Annotated in this window: 20 protein-coding genes, 1 tRNA gene and 1 pseudogene; 12 read left to right on the top strand and 10 right to left on the bottom strand. The window is 61.5% G+C overall.

Translation table 11 applies throughout. The features are described from left to right. Positions 1–35: 35 nt before the first annotated feature. The 3 genes from OJ996_RS01005 to OJ996_RS00995 are packed head-to-tail and all read right to left on the bottom strand — an operon-like array spanning position 36 to position 1,208. Positions 36–359, bottom strand: a complete 324-nt coding sequence (locus OJ996_RS01005) for a hypothetical protein (protein ID WP_264510239.1) — start codon at positions 357–359, stop codon at positions 36–38. 13 nt (positions 360–372) lie between these two features. After that, entirely contained in the window at positions 373–636 is a 264-nt protein-coding gene (locus OJ996_RS01000; RefSeq protein ID WP_264510237.1) for a DUF4235 domain-containing protein, read from the bottom strand. After that, positions 636–1,208, bottom strand: coding sequence for a hypothetical protein (locus tag OJ996_RS00995; protein WP_264510235.1), 573 nt, complete (start codon positions 1,206–1,208; stop codon positions 636–638). The genes OJ996_RS01000 and OJ996_RS00995 overlap by 1 nt, the downstream gene beginning before the upstream one ends. Before the next feature lie 272 nt (positions 1,209–1,480). On the opposite strand from OJ996_RS00995, the gene OJ996_RS00990 reads away from it, so the two are divergent. Both OJ996_RS00990 and OJ996_RS00985 read left to right on the top strand, forming a co-directional pair. After that, on the top strand, positions 1,481–2,323 hold the full coding sequence (locus OJ996_RS00990) for a YihY/virulence factor BrkB family protein (protein WP_264510232.1): 843 nt from the start codon (positions 1,481–1,483) through the stop codon (positions 2,321–2,323). A gap of 25 nt (positions 2,324–2,348) precedes the next feature. After that, the gene (locus OJ996_RS00985) at positions 2,349–2,864 is read left to right on the top strand and encodes a cupin domain-containing protein (protein ID WP_264510230.1); all 516 of its coding nucleotides are present in this window, start codon (positions 2,349–2,351) and stop codon (positions 2,862–2,864) included. Positions 2,865–2,920: 56 nt separating this feature from the next. Here OJ996_RS00985 and OJ996_RS00980 read toward each other — a convergent pair. Further along, positions 2,921–2,997, bottom strand: a tRNA-Arg gene (locus OJ996_RS00980). Between the two features lie 187 nt (positions 2,998–3,184). Between OJ996_RS00980 and OJ996_RS00975 the strand changes: the two genes are divergently transcribed. After that, on the top strand, positions 3,185–3,391 hold the full coding sequence (locus tag OJ996_RS00975; protein ID WP_264510228.1) for a hypothetical protein: 207 nt from the start codon (positions 3,185–3,187) through the stop codon (positions 3,389–3,391). Positions 3,392–3,571: 180 nt separating this feature from the next. Then, positions 3,572–4,138: a hypothetical protein gene (locus tag OJ996_RS00970; protein WP_264510226.1), complete on the top strand. Its 567-nt coding sequence runs from the start codon at positions 3,572–3,574 to the stop codon at positions 4,136–4,138. Between the two features lie 267 nt (positions 4,139–4,405). Here OJ996_RS00970 and nadA read toward each other — a convergent pair whose 3' ends face one another. After that, positions 4,406–5,344 carry a quinolinate synthase NadA gene (nadA, locus tag OJ996_RS00965; RefSeq protein ID WP_264510224.1) on the bottom strand — a complete coding sequence of 313 codons (939 nt, stop codon included), beginning with the start codon at positions 5,342–5,344 and terminating at the stop codon, positions 4,406–4,408. 368 nt (positions 5,345–5,712) lie between these two features. On the opposite strand from nadA, the pseudogene hsdR reads away from it, so the two are divergent. From hsdR to OJ996_RS00935, 5 genes and pseudogenes are all read left to right on the top strand, one after another. Further along, positions 5,713–8,075: pseudogene (hsdR, locus tag OJ996_RS26355) on the top strand (EcoAI/FtnUII family type I restriction enzme subunit R). A gap of 3 nt (positions 8,076–8,078) precedes the next feature. Then, a complete protein-coding gene (locus OJ996_RS00950; protein ID WP_264510219.1) occupies positions 8,079–8,900 on the top strand; it encodes a hypothetical protein in 822 nt (273 codons plus the stop codon). Between the two features lie 3 nt (positions 8,901–8,903). Beyond that, complete coding sequence (locus tag OJ996_RS00945; protein ID WP_264510217.1) at positions 8,904–10,379, top strand: N-6 DNA methylase; 1,476 nt, start codon at positions 8,904–8,906, stop codon at positions 10,377–10,379. Continuing rightward, complete coding sequence (locus tag OJ996_RS00940; RefSeq protein WP_264510215.1) at positions 10,379–11,209, top strand: restriction endonuclease subunit S; 831 nt, start codon at positions 10,379–10,381, stop codon at positions 11,207–11,209. Before OJ996_RS00945 ends, OJ996_RS00940 begins: the two co-directional genes overlap by 1 nt. A gap of 155 nt (positions 11,210–11,364) precedes the next feature. Then, the gene (locus OJ996_RS00935) at positions 11,365–12,684 is read left to right on the top strand and encodes a restriction endonuclease subunit S (RefSeq protein ID WP_264510213.1); all 1,320 of its coding nucleotides are present in this window, start codon (positions 11,365–11,367) and stop codon (positions 12,682–12,684) included. A gap of 279 nt (positions 12,685–12,963) precedes the next feature. On the opposite strand, the gene OJ996_RS00930 is transcribed toward OJ996_RS00935, so the two are convergent. Both OJ996_RS00930 and OJ996_RS00925 read right to left on the bottom strand, forming a co-directional pair. Then, positions 12,964–13,611 carry a bactofilin family protein gene (locus OJ996_RS00930; RefSeq protein ID WP_264510211.1) on the bottom strand — a complete coding sequence of 216 codons (648 nt, stop codon included), beginning with the start codon at positions 13,609–13,611 and terminating at the stop codon, positions 12,964–12,966. A gap of 108 nt (positions 13,612–13,719) precedes the next feature. Further along, positions 13,720–14,661, bottom strand: coding sequence for a tetratricopeptide repeat protein (locus tag OJ996_RS00925; protein ID WP_264510209.1), 942 nt, complete (start codon positions 14,659–14,661; stop codon positions 13,720–13,722). A gap of 231 nt (positions 14,662–14,892) precedes the next feature. Here OJ996_RS00925 and lpxB point away from each other — a divergent pair, with 231 nt between their 5' ends. Together lpxB and OJ996_RS00915 are read left to right on the top strand one after the other, a co-directional pair. Continuing rightward, entirely contained in the window at positions 14,893–16,038 is a 1,146-nt protein-coding gene (lpxB, locus tag OJ996_RS00920; RefSeq protein WP_264510207.1) for a lipid-A-disaccharide synthase, read from the top strand. A gap of 48 nt (positions 16,039–16,086) precedes the next feature. Beyond that, positions 16,087–16,296 (top strand): hypothetical protein, encoded by a 210-nt coding sequence (locus OJ996_RS00915; protein WP_264510205.1) that lies wholly within the window; start codon positions 16,087–16,089, stop codon positions 16,294–16,296. Here the strand turns inward: OJ996_RS00915 and OJ996_RS00910 are convergent, their stop codons facing one another. Then, complete coding sequence (locus OJ996_RS00910) at positions 16,297–16,911, bottom strand: RibD family protein (RefSeq protein WP_264510203.1); 615 nt, start codon at positions 16,909–16,911, stop codon at positions 16,297–16,299. A 61-nt stretch (positions 16,912–16,972) separates the two neighbouring features. Further along, positions 16,973–18,154, bottom strand: coding sequence for a hypothetical protein (locus tag OJ996_RS00905; RefSeq protein ID WP_264510201.1), 1,182 nt, complete (start codon positions 18,152–18,154; stop codon positions 16,973–16,975). A gap of 130 nt (positions 18,155–18,284) precedes the next feature. Here OJ996_RS00905 and OJ996_RS00900 point away from each other — a divergent pair, with 130 nt between their 5' ends. Further along, a complete protein-coding gene (locus tag OJ996_RS00900) occupies positions 18,285–18,659 on the top strand; it encodes a glutaredoxin family protein (RefSeq protein WP_264510199.1) in 375 nt (124 codons plus the stop codon). Between the two features lie 277 nt (positions 18,660–18,936). On the opposite strand, the gene OJ996_RS00895 is transcribed toward OJ996_RS00900, so the two are convergent. Beyond that, positions 18,937–20,064, bottom strand: coding sequence for a serine hydrolase domain-containing protein (locus OJ996_RS00895; RefSeq protein ID WP_264510197.1), 1,128 nt, complete (start codon positions 20,062–20,064; stop codon positions 18,937–18,939). Between the last annotated feature and the right edge of the window lie 104 nt (positions 20,065–20,168).

Genomic DNA, 20,168 nt, shown 5'->3' with positions numbered 1-20,168 from the left:
TGCAACCTCGCTTGGGCTAACAGAACTGCAAGCGCTCACTCGCCAGGCCGCGTCTTCTCCGCTTCGGGCTCCTTAGGCCGTTCGTCCGGCACCGGTGTTTCCAAGGACGTGTTGACCGGATCGCCCACCGCCTTACCTCCCACCGCTCCGAGGCCAGCGCCGACGAGCGCCCCGATGGCCATTCCCGCTGGTCCGGCGAAGCCGCCGACCGCAGCCCCCGCCGCCGCCCCCGTGGCCGTGCCCACTGCGGTTCCTACGGCACCGCCCATCCCTTGCTTGCGCACCACATGGCTCGTGCCGTGGTCCTGTGCGCGCGGATGCTCGGTCTTCTCCGTATATTGGTCTTCTTCCTTATTCATAATTCGAGATTCTTTAATGTTCGGTTGGCAGTTTGCGGCTCAGCGCCTTCCGCGCCGCCATGCGCGCCACGCCACCCAGCGCGCCTGCAACCGCAGTCCATACAAACGCTTGCCCCCAGCTTACCCCGATCGTTGCAGGGTTCCGCGGCGGCGGCTCACCGGTGAACGCCGCGAAGCCTTTCCCGGCAGCCATGCGAACCACGCGGTCCGCGAGTGCCGGCAGGGCCAGCCCGAGAGCCGCAGCCACTAGGAATTTCGAGTTCTGCCTGCGTATCATCATACGGAAGGTGATTGGTTCCAAGAGTCGCGAATCGCAGCAAGAGCCACATGCGCCGCCGCCGGATTCGCCAATGGTTCATCTTGGGCAAGCTCTTCAGCGACGATGTCCGGCATCAGCGCAGTGAGACGAGTAACTGCAGGAGAGGTAGATCTCAATCCATCCTTCGCCAGCGCTTCGCATCCCGCATGCCCCGCCGCAAGCGCCAGTGTCAGCAGCATCCCGTAGCTCGTGGAGGCCGCCGATTGCGCGATGATGTCATCCCTCACCATCCGTGACAAAGGATGCTCGCGCACCCGTCCGTAAAGTCCTGCCAGCACACCTGTGGCCGTAGTCACCCCCTCCTTGATCGCCGACCCCAAAGCTCCGCCCTCTGCCTTTGAAAGTTCCTTCAAGCGCTCCAAGCGGCGCTCTCCCGCATCGGCAATCTCCCGCAACAAGGGAGCGAGATCCGATCGGCTAGAAATTCTCTCATCCGCCAGTTGTCCCTTGATCGCATGGACAACATCCGCCTCCAGCCCGATCATGTCGTTCACATACTGCCTGATGTTTCCTTGGTGACTGTCGCTCATTCCTCGACATTTCGCATGAAGTATGCCGACACGATCCGAGCGGATTGGACGACCATTCTTCACTACCGCCTTGGCAATCTGCACCGCCCCGGCTCCTTGCATCTCGCGTTTTGCATGGGGCCCCACTCTCCTGTCCCTCGAAACTCCTTGGCCTGTTTCATGCGAATCTATCTCCCATGGCGGCGACGGCAAACACCAGAAGCGCGAACGAAACCCTTGGCAGGCAAAAGAGTCACCCTCCCATCCCGATCAGGAAGCTCCTCGCTGATTCCATGCGCGGCTTTATCCAAGACAACGGCATGCGGCTCAGCGCCGCCCTAGCCTACTACGCGGCCTTCTCTCTGGCACCCCTGCTCCTGATCATACTTTCCATCGCAGGCGCTGTCTTCGGCGATGAAGCGGTGCGAGGCATGATCTTCACCGAACTCCATCGCGATCTCGGTGCCTCGGGCGCGCTCATGGTGGAAGACATGGTCGCCCATGCCCACCGTCCCGGGAAAAGCCTGCTCATGTCCCTCGTCGGCCTCGTCATCCTTCTCTTCGGTGCCGCCGGATTCTTTGGCGAGCTGAAGGCATCACTGAACGCGATCTGGAACATCCCGGAGAAGGGCGGCTCCAGCATCTGGGCCATGGTCAAAGCGCGCTTCCTCTCCTTCTCGATGGTTCTCGGCACCGGCTTCCTCCTTCTGGTCTCCATGATCTTCTCCGCGATCCTCCAGTTCATCGGTCAGCGCGTCGGGGAGATCGCCTCCATTCCCGCACCGGTCTGGGCCGCCTTCGGCGGGATCAGTTCCTTCATCCTCATCGGCCTGCTCTTCGCGGCCATCTTCAAGATTCTTCCGGACACATGGATCCCATGGCGCGCCGTATGGGTCGGAGCAATCTTCACCTCCGGTCTCTTCGCGACCGGCAAGTCGATCCTCGCCTGGTACATCGGCCGTGAGGCCATCGAATCCAGTTACGGCTCCGCCGGTGCCTTCATTGCCATCCTCATCTGGCTCTACTATTCCTCCGCCATCCTCCTCTTCGGTGCCGAGTTCACCCAGCACCACGCCGAGACCTTGGACCGGAAAATGATGCCCTCCTCGCGGAGGCGCCGATTCAAATCACCCTAGGCCTCCCTAGCACTCCGATCTCCTCATGCTTCCCTCCACCCGGATCGAAACGCGCTTCTTCGCCGACGACGGCAAGACTCCCAACAACTCCGATCTCCCCTTGATCCTCATGCGTCGCACAGAGGCCGCCGACGCCGGGGATCCCGCCGCGTGGTTCGAGCAACGCTTCATCGCGAACGGCTGGTCCGGCATCTGGCGCTGGGGCGTCTACTCCTACCAGCACTTCCATACCAACACGCATGAGGTCCTCGGAGTTTCGCGGGGCTCCGCCACCCTCATGCTCGGCGGCGAAGCAGGCTCCGAGTTCCAGGTGAACATCGGCGACGTGATCTTGCTGCCCGCGGGAGTCGGCCACAAGTGCATCGCCTCCTCACAGGACTTCCAAGTCGTGGGCGCTTACCCCGGCGGTGGAAAGCCGGACCTCATCCGCCCCGGCGAGGCCAACCACGATGCGGCCCGGGGTCGCATCAAGAAGCTGCCCCTCCCCGAGCTCGACCCCGTCTACGGTGCGAAGGGCCCGCTTATGCAGCATTGGCGCTAGCCAAGCCACTGCCAACAAGAAGGCCCTGCAACCTTTTGATTGCAGGGCCTTGAAAGTGGCACACCCAAAGAGACTCGAACTCCTAACCTTCTGATCCGTAGTCAGACGCTCTATCCAATTGAGCTATGGGTGCTTTCGCTTTGCCTTGCGGCGCTGGCGGGCGGGAAGAAAGCCGAACTACACCGGGGGTGTCAAGGAATTCAGTGGTGAAATCCGAAGGAAAAATGCCCGCCTCATCCCGCACCCCGCCCGCGATTCCACGCAGGGCATGACACGGAGGGACTTGCGCAGGCCGCGATCCTTTGCATGTTGCGATGACGATGACGAAACTCCCCGATGTGATCAAAGAGCGGCCCGAGGATTGCGAGCTTGGCGAGGTGGTGCTGCCCGAATCCGTGCCTCACTGGGATGGGCGGATCCGGCTTGTGGAATTCCACCGCACCAGACAAGGGCCGGACGAGAAGCCTTGGATCTTCGCCGCCAGCTACAAGGGCTTGGACCCGGTCGGCTGGAAGCGGGTGGAATAAGGCATTTTTTGAAATATTCGCTTAAGCCGGGTTGAATTTGGGGAAATTTTTGAACTCTCGGATGACTTGTTGGTCTGAGAAGCTGAAATGGCTTCTAACAAGCGGAGAGTTCCCTCCCCTGTCACAGTCCTGGAAAAACTTTCCGCAGCCACGGCCCGCTGGAGGTCGCGGCGGTGGATCGTGGCTTTGAGCATTCTGACGGTCTTGCCCTTCGCCCTCTGGGGTCTGGGCTCGGGAATCGTTTGGGCGGTGCCTGCCACCTACCGCAGCACCGCGCTCCTGCGGGCCGGGGAGGGTCCGGTCGCCAGCGAGAGCCTGAAGTCCCCCGCCGTGATGGAGCAGGCCGTGCGCAATCTCGCGGGGCAGCGGGGCACCCGGGACCCCATGGCCACCTACTCGCTCTGGTCCAGCGTCACCGTTACCCCGCAGGCCGGTCCGGAGCTGGTGAAGCTGGAGGCCCGCAGCGGCGATGCCGAGGAAGCGCGCCGCATGGTGCTCGCGGTGGCGCATGCCTGGCGCAGCACCTATGAGGCCGGGGCCAGCGGCCAAGCGCCCGCCTTGGTGTATGTCGATCCGCCGGAGACCACCCCGCAGCGGGTGCCGGATGAGACCCGCATGGCGCTCGGTCTCGCCGGCAGCGCCAGCGTTTGCTTGCTTCTCTGCATCCCCATGTTGCTTTTTGTAGAGCGTCGCGTGCCGGTGAAAGCCAGTCGCGAGGCGCTGGCTCAAGGAGCCCTGCCCGCCTAGCGCGGGAGCGGAGTTCTTCCGGCTGTTAGACAGTGGCGATCGAAAAACCCCATTGAGGATCGCCGCTGCTCCCGCCGTGCCGGAAGAGCTTCGCTCTCGCGGGAGGAGGGGGGCGGGGAAATCATCCATCAAGGAGCTTTCAATCATCTATCGGTTTGCCGCGCTGGGCGCGGGTGGGGGGATTGAAGATGCGGGCCGGAGGTTGTCCGAGGAGAGAGGAGATCCGTGTCGGACCACTCCGCAAAGCCGGAGTTCCGCGCTCCCGGGCTACTTGGATTGCTCCAGCATGCGGAGGAGCGGCACCTCGGCCTTGCGGCGGATGTCCTCGGGCATCTCGACGCGTGGTTCGAGTTTTTCGAGGCAATCGTGGAGCTTCTGCAGGGTGTTCATCTTCATGTAGCGGCAGTCCGCGCAGGCGCAGCGGTCGGTCGGCCCGGCGATCAGGTTCTTGTCCGGGCACTCCTTGCGCAGGCGGTGCAGCATCCCGCTCTCGGTGACGACGATGATGTCCTTCACCGGGGCGTTCTTGCAAAAGGTGATCATCTTCTCCGTCGAGCACACCTCATCGGCCAGCAGGCGCACCGCCTGCGTGCACTCCGGGTGCGCCACCACGAGGGCGTCGGGATGCTCCTCCTTGATCTTTGCGATCGAGGCGCGGGTGAATTCCACATGGACGTAGCAAGAGCCTTGCCACAGATCCATCTTGCGGCCGGTCTGCTCCATCACCCAGGCACCCAGGTTCGCATCCGGCACGAAGAGGATCGGGCGGTCGGCGGGGGCCTTGTTCACGATCTTCACCGCATTGCCCGAGGTGCAGATCACGTCGCAGAGCGACTTCACGTGCGCCGAGCAATTGATGTAGGCGATGACGTAGTAATTCTTCTCCGCATTCGCCTGCAGGAAGGCCTCCAGCTCCGGGCCCGGGCAGGATTGCTCCAGCGAGCAACCCGCGTCCTTGTCCGGCAGCACCACGATCTTCCCCGGGTTCACGATCTTCGCCGTCTCCGCCATGAAATGCACCCCGCAGAAGGCGATCACATCCGCATCCGTCTCCTTCGCGCGGTAGGCCAGGCCGAGGGAATCCCCTACGTAATCGGCCAGATCCTGGATATCCCCGGTCTGGTAATTGTGGGCGAGGATCACGGCGTTTCGCTCCTTCTTCAGGGCGAGAATGGCTTCCTTGAGGTCAAGGGCGGCGGCGGGCATGCCCTCATGCTAGCGGGCCTTCGCCCTACCGGCAACGGTCAGGTGTGATTTCCTCGGGACGAGGCGCTCATTTTTGAGCGGGGAGGAGGGTGGCACGTGGGAGCACCGGGTGAGGAAACGTCTGGAAATGTCTGTCTCCCCAAGAATCCAAACACTGTTCATCAATGCATTACGTAAATTTCTGTTAGATCCGGCACAGTTTCCAATAAGGGGTGCCAAGAGCGGACCCAGATAGGAGCAGGTCCCGGGATTTCAGAATCCAAGATTCCCCCGTCAATCGCCTGCAGTGGCGACTGTATTGTGTTTTCAGACTTCAGATGACTCCGTTAGTGTCGGCCTAACCTTTATTAGCCTCCCCAGCCCTTGGAATGGATAAGAAAGCCCTCACGGAAACCGATATCCGCTCGAAGTTCATCACTCCCGCCATAGTTGGGGTGACGAAACCGAAGTGGGATATGATGACTCAGGTTCTTGAAGAACGCTACTTCACCAAGGGGCGAGTGATCGTGCGGGGCAAGTCGGTGAAACGAGGAGAAGCCAAGAAGGCTGACTACATTCTCTTCTATAAGCCCAACATCCCCCTTGCCGTCGTCGAGGCGAAGGACAACAAGCACTCCATCGGGGCCGGCATGCAGCAGGCCTTGGAATACGCGGAGATCCTCGATATCCCCTTTGCCTACAGCTCGAATGGCGACGGCTTCTTGGAGCACGACCGCACCGGCTCAAACGGCCCCGTCGAGCGAGAGCTTTCTTTGGAAGAGTTCCCCACCCCGGAAGAGCTCTGGAACCGTTACCGCGCGGCAAAGGGCTACACACCCACGCAAGAGTCGGTAGCTACTCAAGACTACTACTCGGATGGATCAGGCAAGCTGCCCCGCTATTACCAGTTGATCGCGATCAACCGCACCGTGGACGCCATCGCGCGCGGTTCGAATCGGATCCTCCTGGTCATGGCCACGGGCACGGGGAAGACTTACACCGCCTTCCAGATCATTTGGCGTCTGTGGAAGTCGGGAGCCAAGAAGCGGATCCTATTCTTGGTGGATCGCAATATCCTGGCGGACCAGACCAAGACGAACGACTTCAAGCCCTTCGGCACGGCGATGACCAAAATCACCAACCGGACGGTGGACAAGTCATTCGAGATTTACCTCTGCCTCTATCAGGCGGTTACCGGCACGGCTGAGGAGCAAAACATCTACAAGCAGTTCTCCCCCGACTTTTTCGATCTCGTGGTGGTGGACGAGTGTCATCGCGGCAGCGCTGCTGAAGATGCCACTTGGCGCGAGATCCTGAACTACTTCGGCTCGGCGACCCAGATCGGTCTCACCGCTACACCGAAAGAAACCAAAGAGATTTCTAACATCGAATACTTCGGCAACCCCATCTACACCTACTCACTCAAGCAAGGGATCAACGACGGTTTCCTCGCCCCCTACAAGGTCATCCGCATCGGGCTCGATAAGGACCTCGATGGTTGGCGCCCGGAGGACGGCCAGACCGACAAATTTGGCCAGCTCATCGAGGACCGCGAATACAACGACGCCGACTTCGACCGGAATCTCATTCTCGAACAGCGCACCAAGGCGTGGCCGCTAAGGTCACCGAGTTCCTCAGGGCCACCAATCGCTTCTCGAAGACGATCATCTTCTGTGAAAACATCAATCACGCCGAGCGAATGCGCCAAGCGATGGTTAATGCCAACCCGGACCTAGCGGCTGCAAACGCGAAATACGTGATGCGAATCACCGGCGATAATGACGAGGGTAAGGCCCAGCTCGACAACTTTATCGACCCGGAATCCACCTACCCGGTCATCGCGACGACCTCGAAGCTCATGACGACCGGAGTGGATGCGCAGACCTGCCAGCTCATCGTGCTCGACCGGCGGATCGCTTCCATGACCGAGTTCAAGCAGATCATCGGCCGCGGCACGCGGATCAATGAAGATTACGGGAAGCTGTTCTTCACGATCATAGACTTCAAGAAGGCCACCGCCCTCTTCGCCGATCCTGATTTCGACGGTGAGCCGGTCCAGATCTACGAGCCGAAGGAACAGGAGTCCGTCACTCCTCCAGATGAGAACGATGATCCTGATTCCACGCGAATCGCCGAGGAGCCCGATGCCACGCCCCTGTCGTTGCCCATCGATGGCCAAGCACGGCGCGTAACCTACTACGTCGACAAGGTTGAGGTCAAGGTAGCCACCGAGCGAGTCCAGTATCTGGATGCTCACGGGAAGCTCATCACCGAATCGCTCAAAGACTACTCTCGAAAGACCGTGCGACAAGACTATGCGTCGCTCGATGACTTCCTGAGCGTCTGGCACGATGCGGAGAAGAAGCAGGTCATCTTGGAAGAACTGGCAACAAAGGGGGTCTTCCTCGACGAACTCGCTGAGCAAGTGGGCCGTGATTACGACGCCTTCGATCTTATCTGCCACGTCGCCTTCGATGCGCCACCGCTGACGAGACGGGAGCGTGCAGCAAAGGTCAACAAGCGTAGTGTGTTTGGAAAGTATGGCGAAAGAGCACGTGCAGTTCTCGAAGCACTCCTTGAGAAATATTCGGATGGCGGAATCTCCAGTGTAGAATCGCTTGAGATCCTGAAAGTGGACCCCCTTACTTCGTTCGGCACTCCAATGGAAATCGTTATGCTGTTTGGCGGAAAGACGACCTACCTCGAAGCGGTTCGCGATCTCAAGGTTGCTCTCTACTCACAAGCCGCCTAATTGATGAAAGACGAAACGCTGAAGAGACTGAGGCACGCCAGGTCGCTCCTTGGAACATGCGCATCCAAGGTCGCCGCTCACAAAACGAGTTCAGGCTCACTAGTTCCCGGCGAGGCTGAGAAACTCGTGGGATTCGGCACAGCTAGGGACTGGATACGATGGGCGGTCGCGCTGGAGGACCTCAAATTCTCGACAAGATCCGAGACCAAATCAGCTCGTGGCCAAGGAATCCTAGAATCTGTACGATTCAATCAGATGTGGACCTCCGCGAATGCTCTGTTTGCCAAAGATTCGATTCTGACTCTCGCGGCATCAGTCACATCGTTTCCCAACAGCATCCAAAATTCAGAGGCAAAGAGGTTTGAGGTTCTCTATCAGTCGGCAGCCCTAGACCCCACACTGGAAAGCGCCTGCGTAGGCAACATTAATTCCCTTCTCTCGATGGAGTGCAGGGCGGACTCAATGGTAGGGGTTTTGCGGGCTGACGGAACCCCTACAATGTGGGAGATCATTTATCACAAGTATATGCGACCTGAAGATCGCACCAGACCCATGGGATCAGCAATCGGCGCTGCTCTCAATGCAGCCTCAGTTGCAAACGCAGCAGCAGCGGCGGCAGGAACCAAACGGGTAAACCATGCGCCTCCAGCCATTCAAGGCCCTGCCTTGATCTATGCCGCTCGAAATTGGGCCGTTCACGGAATGCTGATTACCAGCTTTTTTCGAGGAAGCCATCAGAAATACATCACCTTCATTAACAATATCACGCTTCTTCTTGCTGCGGTTCTCGAAGGCGCTTCAAAGAACCTTCTCCCCAAGCTCTGAGCGATGCCAAACGTCTCCAATATCGTCAAAACCATCCAAGACATCATGCGCAAGGACGCCGGGACCTACGGCGGCGCGCAGAGGCTAGAGCAGCTTGGATGGATGTTCTTCCTGAAGATCTTCGATGACCGGGAGCAGGAGCTGGAGCTGATCCGGGACAAGTACCGGAGCCCGCTGCCGCAGCACTTGCGATGGTCCGCCTGGGCGAAGGATGAGGAAGGGATCACGGGGGAGGGGCTGCTGGACTTCGTGAACAACACGCTGCTGCCGAAGCTCAAGACGCTGACGGGCGGCACGGACCGTATCTCGGGGCTGATCCGAATGGTCTTCGAGGATGCCAACAACTTCATGAAGAACGGCACCCTAATGCGGCAGGTGATCAACCGCATCAACGGGATCGACTTCAATGTTTCCGACGACCGCCACATGTTCGGGGACATTTACGAGAAGCTGCTCAAGGACCTGCAATCCGCAGGCAATGCCGGGGAGTTCTACACGCCACGTGCGGTGACCCAGTTCATCGTGGAGCAGGTGAATCCGCGCTTGGGCGAATCCGTCATGGACCCGGCCTGCGGCACCGGCGGCTTCCTGGCCTGTGCCATCGAGCACCTGCGCAAGCAGGCGAAAACGGAGGCGGACGAGCGGATGATCCAGGATTGTTTCTCGGGCATCGAGAAGAAGCACCTGCCGCATGTGCTGTGCATGACGAATCTGCTGTTGCACGGGATCGACGTGCCCTCGAATGTCCGGCACGACAACACGCTCGCGCGACCGCTGCGGGATTGGGGGCCGAAGGAGCGCGTGGATGTGGTAGTGACCAACCCGCCCTTCGGCGGGATGGAGGAAGACGGCATCGAGGCGAATTTCCCCTCCGAGTTCCGCACCCGGGAGACCGCGGATCTCTTCCTGGTGCTGATCATGAAGCTGCTCAAGCCGGGAGGACGCGCCGGGTTGGTGCTTCCGGATGGTACGCTCTTCGGCGAGGGCGTGAAAACACGGATCAAGGAGGCTCTGCTGACCGAGTGCAATCTCCATACGATCGTCCGCCTGCCGAATGGAGTGTTCAATCCCTACACCGGCATCCGGACCAATCTGCTTTTCTTCACGAAGGGCGCTCCGACCAAGGAAGTCTGGTACTACGAGCATCCTTATCCGCCCGGCGCGAAGAGCTATAACAAGGGGAAACCCGTCCGCATCGAGGAGTTCGAGGCGGAGCGCCAATGGTGGGGTGATGAGAAGGATGGCTTCAAAGGCCGGGTTGAGAACGAACAGGCTTGGCGTGTTTTCATCGATCAGATCAGAGCTGGGAACTTCAATCTCGACCTCAAGAACCCGCACAATTCCGACACTGGTCCCGGCGACGTGGATCACTTGCTGCCGGAATACGAGAAGCTCCTTGCCCAGATCGCCGATACCCGCGCGAAGCTGAAGAAGGAACTCCACCACGCCCTCAACGCCACCGCCGGCACAATCGAATGATGCTGGAAACCTTCTTCGAGAAGTTCGAAACCTTCACGGATGCGCCCGATGCGGTGGCGAAGATGAGGGAGTTGGTGCTGGACTTGGCAATTCAGGGGAGGCTCGTTGAACAAATTCTAAGCGAATCATCAGCGGACGACATCTTGCGGGAGATTGAAGCTGCTCGAAATTCTAGCCGGAAGGCGGGCCGCGGGAGAAAACTGGACGCTCTTCCGCCCGTAGAATCGGATGAGATTTCCTTCGGCATCCCAAGTGAATGGCGATGGTGCAGACTAGGAACATTGGGGTTGATCAGTTCGAGTTGCAGGGTTCACGAGAAGGATTGGACCTCCAGCGGAGTTCCGTTCTTTCGTGCCCGAGAAATCGTCAAACTCTCGAAGTTCGGGAAGGTCAACAATGATCTGTTTATTAGTGAGGAGCATTATCAGCGATTGGCGTCTGACGGGCTAACTCCAGAGCCAAATGACATTATGATTACGGGCGTGGGGACAATCGGCGTTCCCTACGTCGTTGGGGATCGAGATCGATTCTATTTCAAAGACGCAAGCGTACTCATTTTCAAAAACTGCTTCGGACTCAATCCTCGCTATCTCCGCTTAGTCATGCTGTCCCCGTATTGGAATCGAGAGATTCATAAAGGGAGCATGGGCACGACAGTGCACACGTTCACAATTGTTCGCGCAAAACAGACTCCCATTCCTATGCCGCCTCTCGCCGAGCAAGAGCGGATTGTGGCGAAGGTGGATGAATTGATGGCCTTGTGTGACAGGCTGATGCGCAGCAGCAGCAACGGGAGACGCGGCGGGCTGCGCTGGCCCGGGCTGCGCTAGCTCGCTTCGCCGAAGCACCCACTCCGGCCAACGTCGAGTTCCTCTTCCACAAGTCTTACGCCATCTCCCCCGCCGATCTTCGCAAATCCATCCTCACGCTCGCTGTTCAAGGGAAACTTGTCCCACAAGACCCCAACGAAGGAACTGGCGATGATGTGCTGAGTGTCTTGCGGGAACGCGATCGAAAGGGAGATGATAAATCCAAATCCGGGGATTCAGACGAGAACTCTCTTTCGTTTTCTGTTCCATACTCGTGGGCCGTCGCACGACTCGGAGAAATCTACGAGAGTTCATTTTACGGTCCACGGTTCGGCAAAGATGAGTATGTGAAGGAAGGCGGAATACCGACAATCCGAACAACGGACATGACGCCAGGGGGGCAAATTGTCCTTCGTGAACCCCCGCGAGTTCAAGTCGATGACCCGAAGAAACTGGCGCTCTATGCCCTACGGGAAAACGACCTCTTGGTTACTAGATCTGGCACGATCGGCATGATGGCTGTTTTCAAAGGAGGCTACTCAGCCATTCCGAGTGCTTACCTTATACGTTTTCGATTCCCTCACGAAGTGACAGCAGAATTCTACTATCTCTTTCTGAGCTCACCGCACGGAAATAACCTGCTTGGCCTCAGCCTGCGATCAATCGGTGTGCCAAACGTGAATGCCACATCAATCAGCAAGTTTTTTGCCCCAGTCCCACCCCTCGCCGAACAGCGCCGGATCGTGGCGAAGGTGAACGAACTGATGACCTTGGTAGACGCGCTAGAAACCCAACTCGCCACCGCCCGCAGTGCTGCTGCGGACCTTCTATCTGCCATGGTCACGGAGCTTGCTTCCGACCATCCGTCAAGGAAGCAGGCTCCGAAGGAGGCTTTCTCTGCCTACGAGTCTTCCGACGACTCCGCCGAATTCATAGAGGCTCTCGTCATCGCCCAACTGACCCGCGACCTCTCCACGCCGAAGTTTCCGCTGGGCCGCATGCGCTACAACAAGCTGGCCTATCTCTCGCACCGGCTGGCGGGTGAAGACGTGACCAAGCACTACATCAAGAAGGCGGCGGGGCCTTACAGCCCTTGGGCGAAGTTTGACGGACCCGAGGATATTGCCATCGAGAAAGGATTCGTCCGGCGCGGCGCGTACGGGAAGTTCAAGGGGCTCTTGGCGGGGGATTCGATCGCGGAGATCGACGGGTATGTTGCGAAGTTTCCGGTCTGCCGGTCGGTGGAGCAGGTGCTCTCAAGCTTCGGTCGCGAGACCAACGATGAACTCGAACTGCTGGCGACGGTGGATTTCGCGGCGGTGGATTTGCGGGCGGCCGGCAAACCGATCGATGCGGAAGCGGTGGAAGAGGTGATCGCCGCGAACAAGGATTGGGCACCGAAGCTGGACCGGATGATTTTCTCGCGGGCGAATCTCAAGCGGGCCTTGGTGCGATTGGAGCAGGTGTTTCCGAAGTTCTACGGGGAGGTGGGGTGATTGCGTTGGGGATGGGATGGTGCGGGGTGGACCGAGGGAACCTCGTTGAGGTTCGGGGATGTCGGGGGGCGTGATCCAAGGGAGGCATGTGGCCACCCTTGGGCTGTAGGAGGGAAGGGCGTTGCCGTTCTTGTGAGGAAGATGGGGCGCGAGACGCACCCCCTCCTTGAAGATCGAGCTTTGAGCTTTGAGCGGAAAGGCAGAGGCAAAAAGCCCGCCTCCGGCGGACCGGGGCGGGCTTGGGTAGATTCGGAATCTCTTTGTCTCCTCAGCGGATCCTTACGGATTCACGCCGCTTAGGTTGCCTTGCTCGGCCTTGGGCTCGCTCTTGGTTTCGGCGGGCTTGGAGGCGGGAGCCGGGGTGGCTGCGGCGGCGGGCTTGGCGGCGGCGGTGGCACCGGCCGGGGTGCTCGGGGTGCCGACGGCGGACTTGCCGACGAAGATGGCACCGGGCTCGATGGAGAGGGTCTTGGCCTTGATGTCGCCGACGACTTCGGCGCTGGCCTTGAGCTCGACGCGGTCGGCGGCGACGATGTTGCCGTGGACCTTGCCGTAGACGACGACGGTGCCGGTCTTGATCTCGGCCTTCAGGCGGGCGTTCTCACCGACGGTGAGGTTGCCTTCGGACTGGATCTCACCCTCGATGCGACCGTCGACGACGAGGTCGTTGGTGAACTTGACGGTGCCCTTGATCTCGACATCCGAGCTGAGGACATTGCGGGAAGGACCGACGGGGCGCTGCGGGGCGCTGGAAGCAGCTGCCTGCTGGACGGGAGCCGCTGCGGCAGGCGCGGGCTCGGCGTAGGACGGGGCCGCGGCTGCGGGAGCCGGGGCGGCGTAGGAAGGAGCAGGAGTGGGGGCGGCAGGAGTGGGGGCCTCTTCCGGCTTGGAACCGGTGTATTTGCGAAATCCGAAGCTATTGCTCATGGCGACTGAATTGGAATGCGGTGTTCTTGAAAGTCAATTTCATTCCCCCTCTACGGGGCCGGCTTTGGGAGATCTGTGCGGGAGGAGCGGAGTGGCGCGGGAGGGCGATCACTCGCCTGCGGGCGGGGTGCCCTCGGGCTTGGCAGGCGGGGTCTCCGGCTGCGGTTGCTCTGCGGGCGGGGCGGGAGGAGCCTCCGGGGCCTGCGGCGGGGTCTCGGGCTTGGCGGGCTCTTCCTCCACCGGGGCGGGCGGGACGGCGGGGCCGCCTTCGCTGAGGATATTGCCGAGCGGGTTGCCCTCGAGTTCGGCGGGCATCTCGATCTTATCCGGGGTGAGCGCGGCGCCGGGAGCACCGGGGGCGGGCGCGGGGGCCGGCGGCGGGGCGGGTGCCTCGATCTCGGCGGGCATCTTGAAGCTGACGAGCTTCAGGTGCTTGGCGGCGGTATCGGCGAAGGGATTCTCGGTGGGATTGCCGCCGAACTTCTCCTCGACCTGCTTGTAGGCGGCCTCGGCTTCGTCGAGCTTGCCTTCCTTCTTGGCGAGATCGCCGAGCTGGATGAGGGCGTAGGGGGCGATGTACTTGCGGCCGGAATCGGCGAGCTCGCGGAAGAGCGGTTGGGCATCGCCGGACTTGCCCTGCTGGAGCAGGCGGGTGGCGAGGCTGGCCTTGGCGGAAGGCAGCGCGGGGTGCTCCGGGTAGGTGGAGATGAAGCCGCGGAGGGTTTCGATCGCGCCGTCCTGGTCGCCATCGGCCCACTGCTTCTCGGCGAGGAGGATCTGGGCGCTGCCGGCGGCCGGACTCTTCGGGTGATCCTTGGTAACGGCCTGGAGCTCGGCGACGGTGACGGCCTTCGAGAGATCGGCACCGGCGGCCTGCGCGGCGGCTTCCTGCATGCCTCGGTAGACGATGACGGCACCGCCGACGACGGCGAGCAGCACGGCACCGACAATCAGTCCCTTGGTATTCCTATCGAGGAAGGCCTCGAAGGCGGAGGGCCCGTGCGAAATTTCAGCAAGCGGGCGCGGGGCGTCGTGGGAATCTTCTGACATGTGGGAACCGATGTGCGGGAAGGGAGTGAAAGGCCGGGAAGGTAAAGTGCCAAGTGTGAAAAGTGGCAAGTGCGGGGGCGGGAGTGTCGGGTGAGCAGTGATCCGTGAGCAGTGGAAGAAGTTTGCTGGTTTTCAGGGTTCGGTTTTCAGGCAAGGCCCGGGGATCCGAGCGGTTTTTTTGGCACTTGGGGCTTCTCACTTGGAACTTCCCGCCCCTAGGGTGCGCGCCACATGGCCGTGGCGCTGTATGTCATCGCAGGAGAACTGAGCGGCGATGCCCACGGAGCGGGGATGTTGCGCGCGCTGCGCTCGATGCACCCGAATCTGGAGATCCACGGGGCGGGAGGTCCGGAGATGCGCGCGGTGGCGGGCCCGGGGCTGAAGGATTGGGTGGAGGATGCGGCGGTGATGGGCCTGTGGGAGGTGCTGAAGCGCTATGGCTGGTTCAAGCAGCGCTTCGCGGAGATGCTGGCGGAGGTGAAGGCGCTGAAGCCGAAGATCCTGGTGCTGATCGATTACCCGGGATTCAACCTGCGCTTCGCCGCGGCGGTGAAGGAGGCGCTGCCGGAGACGAAGATCATTTACTACATCAGCCCGCAGGTGTGGGCCTGGAACAAGGGGCGGCTGCCGAAGATGGCGCAGCTGCTGGACGAGATGCTCTGTCTCTTCCCCTTCGAGAAGCCGATCTTCGAGGGTGCGGGGCTGCCGACGACCTTCGTGGGGCACCCGCTGGTGGACGAGTTGGAGGAGGAACGCGAGGGCGGCGGCCGCGAGAGCGATCTGGTGGCCCTGCTGCCCGGCAGCCGCGAGCGCGAGGTGGCCCGGCTTTTCCCGATGATGCTGGAAGCGGCCCGGCGCCTGCACTTGAAGCGCCCGGAAACCCGATTCGAGGCCTGCGGGGCCTCGGCGAAGCTGACGGCGCGGATGCGGGAGCTGGTGGAGAACGCGAAAATGCAGGATCAGGTGACGGTCCGGGAGGGGGGCGCGCACGAGCTGATGCAGCGTGCGGAGTGCGGCGTGGTGGCCAGCGGTACCGCTACCCTGGAAGCGGCTTACTTCGGGCTGCCCTACTGCTTGGTTTACAAGGTCGCCTGGCCTACCTACTTGGCAGCCAAGGCCTTGGTGAAGATCGAGCACATCGGCCTGATCAACATTCTGGCAGGCCACAAGGTGGTGGAGGAATTCATCCAATCCGAGGCGGATCCGCTGCATGTGGAGCAGGCGCTGGGGAGATTCTTGGACGACATCCCGCACCGGGAGGAGACGCGGCAGAAGCTGCTGGCGACGGCCTCGAAGCTGGGCGGGCCGGGGGCGCATCTGCGGGCGGCATCGGCGATCTCGCGCTGGGTGAGGAAGGTGGGAAGCGAGGGCAAATAGGTCCTTGCCGCTTGCCATCGGCGGGCGATCCGCTACATCCGGCGCGGCATGAAATTGACCACGCTTTCCGCCGCCGCTGTTGCCGGCCTTTTCCTCGGCTCCGTTTCCTGCGAGCGTCATTCCTGGGACGAGACGAAGGCGCTGCACGAGAAGCACGGCCATGGCGCGGGCCACGGCGAAGGTCATGATGCGCACGGCGAGCACAAGGGCGGGGCGCATCACGAGGAGCACAAGAGCTCCGAGGGCGCTGGCCACTGATCAGCGCTGGCGCCGATAGCTGAGGAAGCACTCGCCGGTCTGAGGTCGCGGATCGAAGTGGACGAGTTCGTATTCGCGGGAGGCGGGCAGGAATTCTGCAGGGACGCCGCTGATGGTGGGGGCGCTGCGGCCGCCGAAAAGGGTGTGGCCGGCCCAGGTGAGGTGGATCTCATCGAGGGCATCGAGCGTGGCGAGTTCGCGGGCGAGCTCCCCTCCCCCTTCGCAATGGAGGCGCTGGACGCCGAGGGTGGAGAGCGTGGTGAGGAAATCGGCGAGGCTGCCGCGGTGGGCGGTGGTGCCGGGGATGGCGGGGGCCGGGCCGTTCGTGGCGAGGAGGTGGATCGCGCCGCCGGGGGTGTGGAAGAGCGGATGGGCGGGATCGAAGTTGCCACTGCGGGAGACGACGCAGCGGAGGGGATCGCCGGGGGCCTTCAGGGTCATGCGATCGGCCTCCAGGGTGCCGCGTCCGACGAGGAGGGCATCGGCGCCTTCGCGGAGTTGGAGCAGGCGGGCGTGATCGTCCGCGGAGGTCCAGCCGGAGGGGCGCTTGGCCACGGAGGAGATCTTGCCATCGGCGGAGATGGCGAAGTTGAGGCTGATGCGTGGGCGGGTCATGAGGACGGGTAGGGTAAAAGCTGCGGCATGCCCTGTTAGCAGGCAAGTTTCCAAGATGGGCTCAAGCTGCGGCAGATACGAAACGACGTCTTCTCGCGCGCCTGACTCTACGAGCAAACAGGTAGATTGCGATTGGTCCGCTCACTAGCGCTCCCACGATAATTGCAAAGGAGCTACCGGGATAGCGGTTGGTGAAGTGTCCGAGAGTGAGGTTTGGCATCTTCGGCATCTCCGGCCCCTGCCAATCCTTCCAGAAACCCGGGTGGGTATCGGGATGCATGCCTTGGGCGAAGCGGTCATCTTGATAAGCGGTCCATGCTTGGTCGCGCTTGGCGGCGGCAGTGCGGGCATCACGGTAAAAGCGTTCGACCTGCTTCCCACCATAGAAGGTGCCGGGAAACGTGTATGGCCGGACCGCTTGGCGGACCTCTTCATCGGGATGAAGGGAGCTTGCGCCGGACTCCGCGAGTTCTTGCTGCCTCATGTAAGCCAAATGAGCCACCGAGGAGGCTTGTTGTCCGTGGAGGCAGATCTGCAGAGCACGGAAGACGTCGATGCTCTCCCATGCAGCACCCATTTGAATGAGGCCTGTGATGCCTTGGCGAGCATCCTCAAGAGTGGGATCCTTTGAGGTCGAAGGCGAACCATGGCTCATGAGAGAGATATCGAGGTTAAGGAAGCTCTCGCGGAAAGGGTCGCCACTCGATACATCAGCTCCGCGGAGTAGCCACTGGATGAGCATGAGCTGATACTGTTCGCGACCGAAGTGGGCATCAGGATTGAGATCGAGAGCTTGGGCGATGAGTGTCTCGGAGACCTCCAGATCACCAATATTTTCAGATCTCTGGGATTCTCCCGCGGTCATCCAGCGAATGAGGTGGAAGGTGCCTAGATTGGAGAGATAGCGGTAACGATCGTCGGCGGGACCGCCGTCGGGCAGGGCGTCGAGGGCAACCTTCTTTTTGGCCATCCATGCGATGGCTTCGTCGTGTCGGCCGAGACGGCTGCAGGCGACGCCGGCGTCGTCGTAGAGATTCAGGGATCTCGGGTTGGAGGAAAGTTCGGCGGTGACGCGCTCCAAGCGCATCTCGTAGTAGCGCGACGGATAGCGGTCGAACCAGCCGGTGATGGCGCGGACGGTATCGAGCTTGCCCTTTGCTTCCTCCTGCAGGGTATCGCGATCCCAGAGACAGGCCTGCGCGGGGAGGATGAAAAGGAGGAAGAGGCCGAGAAGGCGGGACATGGTGGAATGGTGATACTGGCGAGGTCCCGGGACAAGTTCGGGACGGTAAGGATTCCGTGAAATCGAGGTGGGGATTTGGTGGCGGGACGCGGGGCTTGCCGGGAGCGCGGGAGCGGCTATGCTGCGCGCCATGAGCAAGCCCCAACCGGAAATCACCGCTTACCTGAAGACCTTCTGCGGCTGGAGCGAAGGCGTGCGCGCGATCATGCGGAAGTATGACCTTCAGTTCGAGGAGAAGGACATCATCAAGAATCCGGCCTTTCGCTGGGAGATGGAGCAGCGCAGCGGCCAAGGCCTTTCTCCCTGCGTGGTGGTGAACGGCGAGATGCTGGCGGATGTCTCCGGCGACGAGGTGGAAGCTTATCTGATCAAGAACGGCCTGCTGGAAGGCAGCGATGCGGAAGCCGATGCGCCGACCAATTCCGCCTGCAGCGACGAGCAGCACGCGGCGATGGCTCGTGGGGAGCTGCCGAAGATCCCGGGGAAAATCCGCTTCCTGGATTAAGCGGATCCGGATCGCCAAGAATTCCGAAAGGGGACGCGCAAGTGTCCCCTTTTTCGTGCCCGCAAGATCCGAGGAGCTGTGAAGTTTTCGTAGGAGGAAACGCGTATTGGGGGGATCAAAGTTGGAACAAAAGCGGGCTCGTCCCCTCCCCCTGCGGTGAAACGGTATCACGCCACGATCCGCCATTGCCGCGTCTTCCGCGTGGAGATCGTGTTGCTGCTGCTCGCGATCCTAGCGCTGATGCTAGGGATCGTGCTGCTCCTGCGGTGAGGACCACTCAATCCCCGAACAGGGCGTCGACCATGGCGACACTTTTCCTGCCGGGGAGGACGCTGAGTTCCATCTGGTTCATCACGTAGGCGAAGCTGATGCCGCTATCCGGATCACCGAGGGCGTGGCTGCCGCCGGCACCGGGATGACCGAAGGCCCGGGTGGAGGGACCGTAGAGCTGGCGGAGCTTCGTGCCGGCGGCATCAAGCGGATCGAGCTGACAGCCGCAGGAGAAGGCGGTGGGTTGGATCAGCACCTTGTCATCCCCGCTGATGCGGACTTGCGCGAGGGCGCGGCGGACATTCTCCGTGAGCGGACTCTCGATGGCGCCGATCGCGGCTTGGTAGAACTTGGCCAGCGCGGAGGCGGTGCCGACGCTGCCCATGGCGGCGAGACCGGCGGACCATGCCGCGGGGTCGTTCATGTCCTGAACGGAGCGGAGGCCGCGCGGGGAATCGAAGGCGCGGCGGACGAGGCTGCCCGGTGCATTGAACTCCCGGTAGAAGCCGCCCTGCATATCCTCCGCCGCAGCCTTGCCGGGATAGAGACGGGCAACGCGGGGCCACTCGCTCTCCGGAAGGCCGATCCAGAATTCCAGCCCGAGCGGTGCGGCGATTTTCTCGCGCCAGACCTCGCCCAGCCTGCGGCCGGTGAGACGACGTACCGGTTCCTCCACCAAGGCGCCGAAGGTCCGAGGGTGATAGCCGTGTCCCTGACCTGGCCGCCATGCCGGGGCTTGCGCCTCGACGGCGGCAATTACCTCCGCGTGATCCCAGATCTGCGCCTTTTGATCGAGGGCCGCGAGCCCGCATTGGTGCGAGAGCAGGTGGGCGAAGCTTGCCTCTGCCAGCGGGAAGCCGGGCCAAACCTCGCGCACGGGAGTCTCCGGCCCCATGCCGCGTTCATCGAGAACCAGAAGCAAGGTCGCCGCGGACGGCCCCTTCGTCGCGGAATAGACCGGCACCAAGGTCTGCGTCGTCCATGGGCGTTGCCGCTCCTTTTCGCACCAGCCTTGCCCGTGGGAAAGAATCTCCTCGCCACGCCACCAGACGCTGACCGAGGCACCGAGCTCACCGCGGCTGCGGAAGTTCTCCTCGAAGATGGCGAGCAATTCACCGAGCGCTGACGGGGACACGCGCGCTGGGTGAAGCATTCGCGCGCGGGTGGCAACTCCCGATTGAGGGAGGCCGGGGCGTCACATTTTCCCGGGCCAAGGGTCTTGCGCGCCCGGCTTCCCCC

Origin of the sequence: Luteolibacter rhizosphaerae (assembly GCF_025950095.1) — a bacterium.
GTDB classification, from domain to species: Bacteria; Verrucomicrobiota; Verrucomicrobiia; order Verrucomicrobiales; family Akkermansiaceae; genus Haloferula; species Haloferula rhizosphaerae.
The sequence above is the reverse complement of the archived record's forward strand: the minus strand, read 5'-3'. Positions and strand labels throughout refer to the sequence as shown.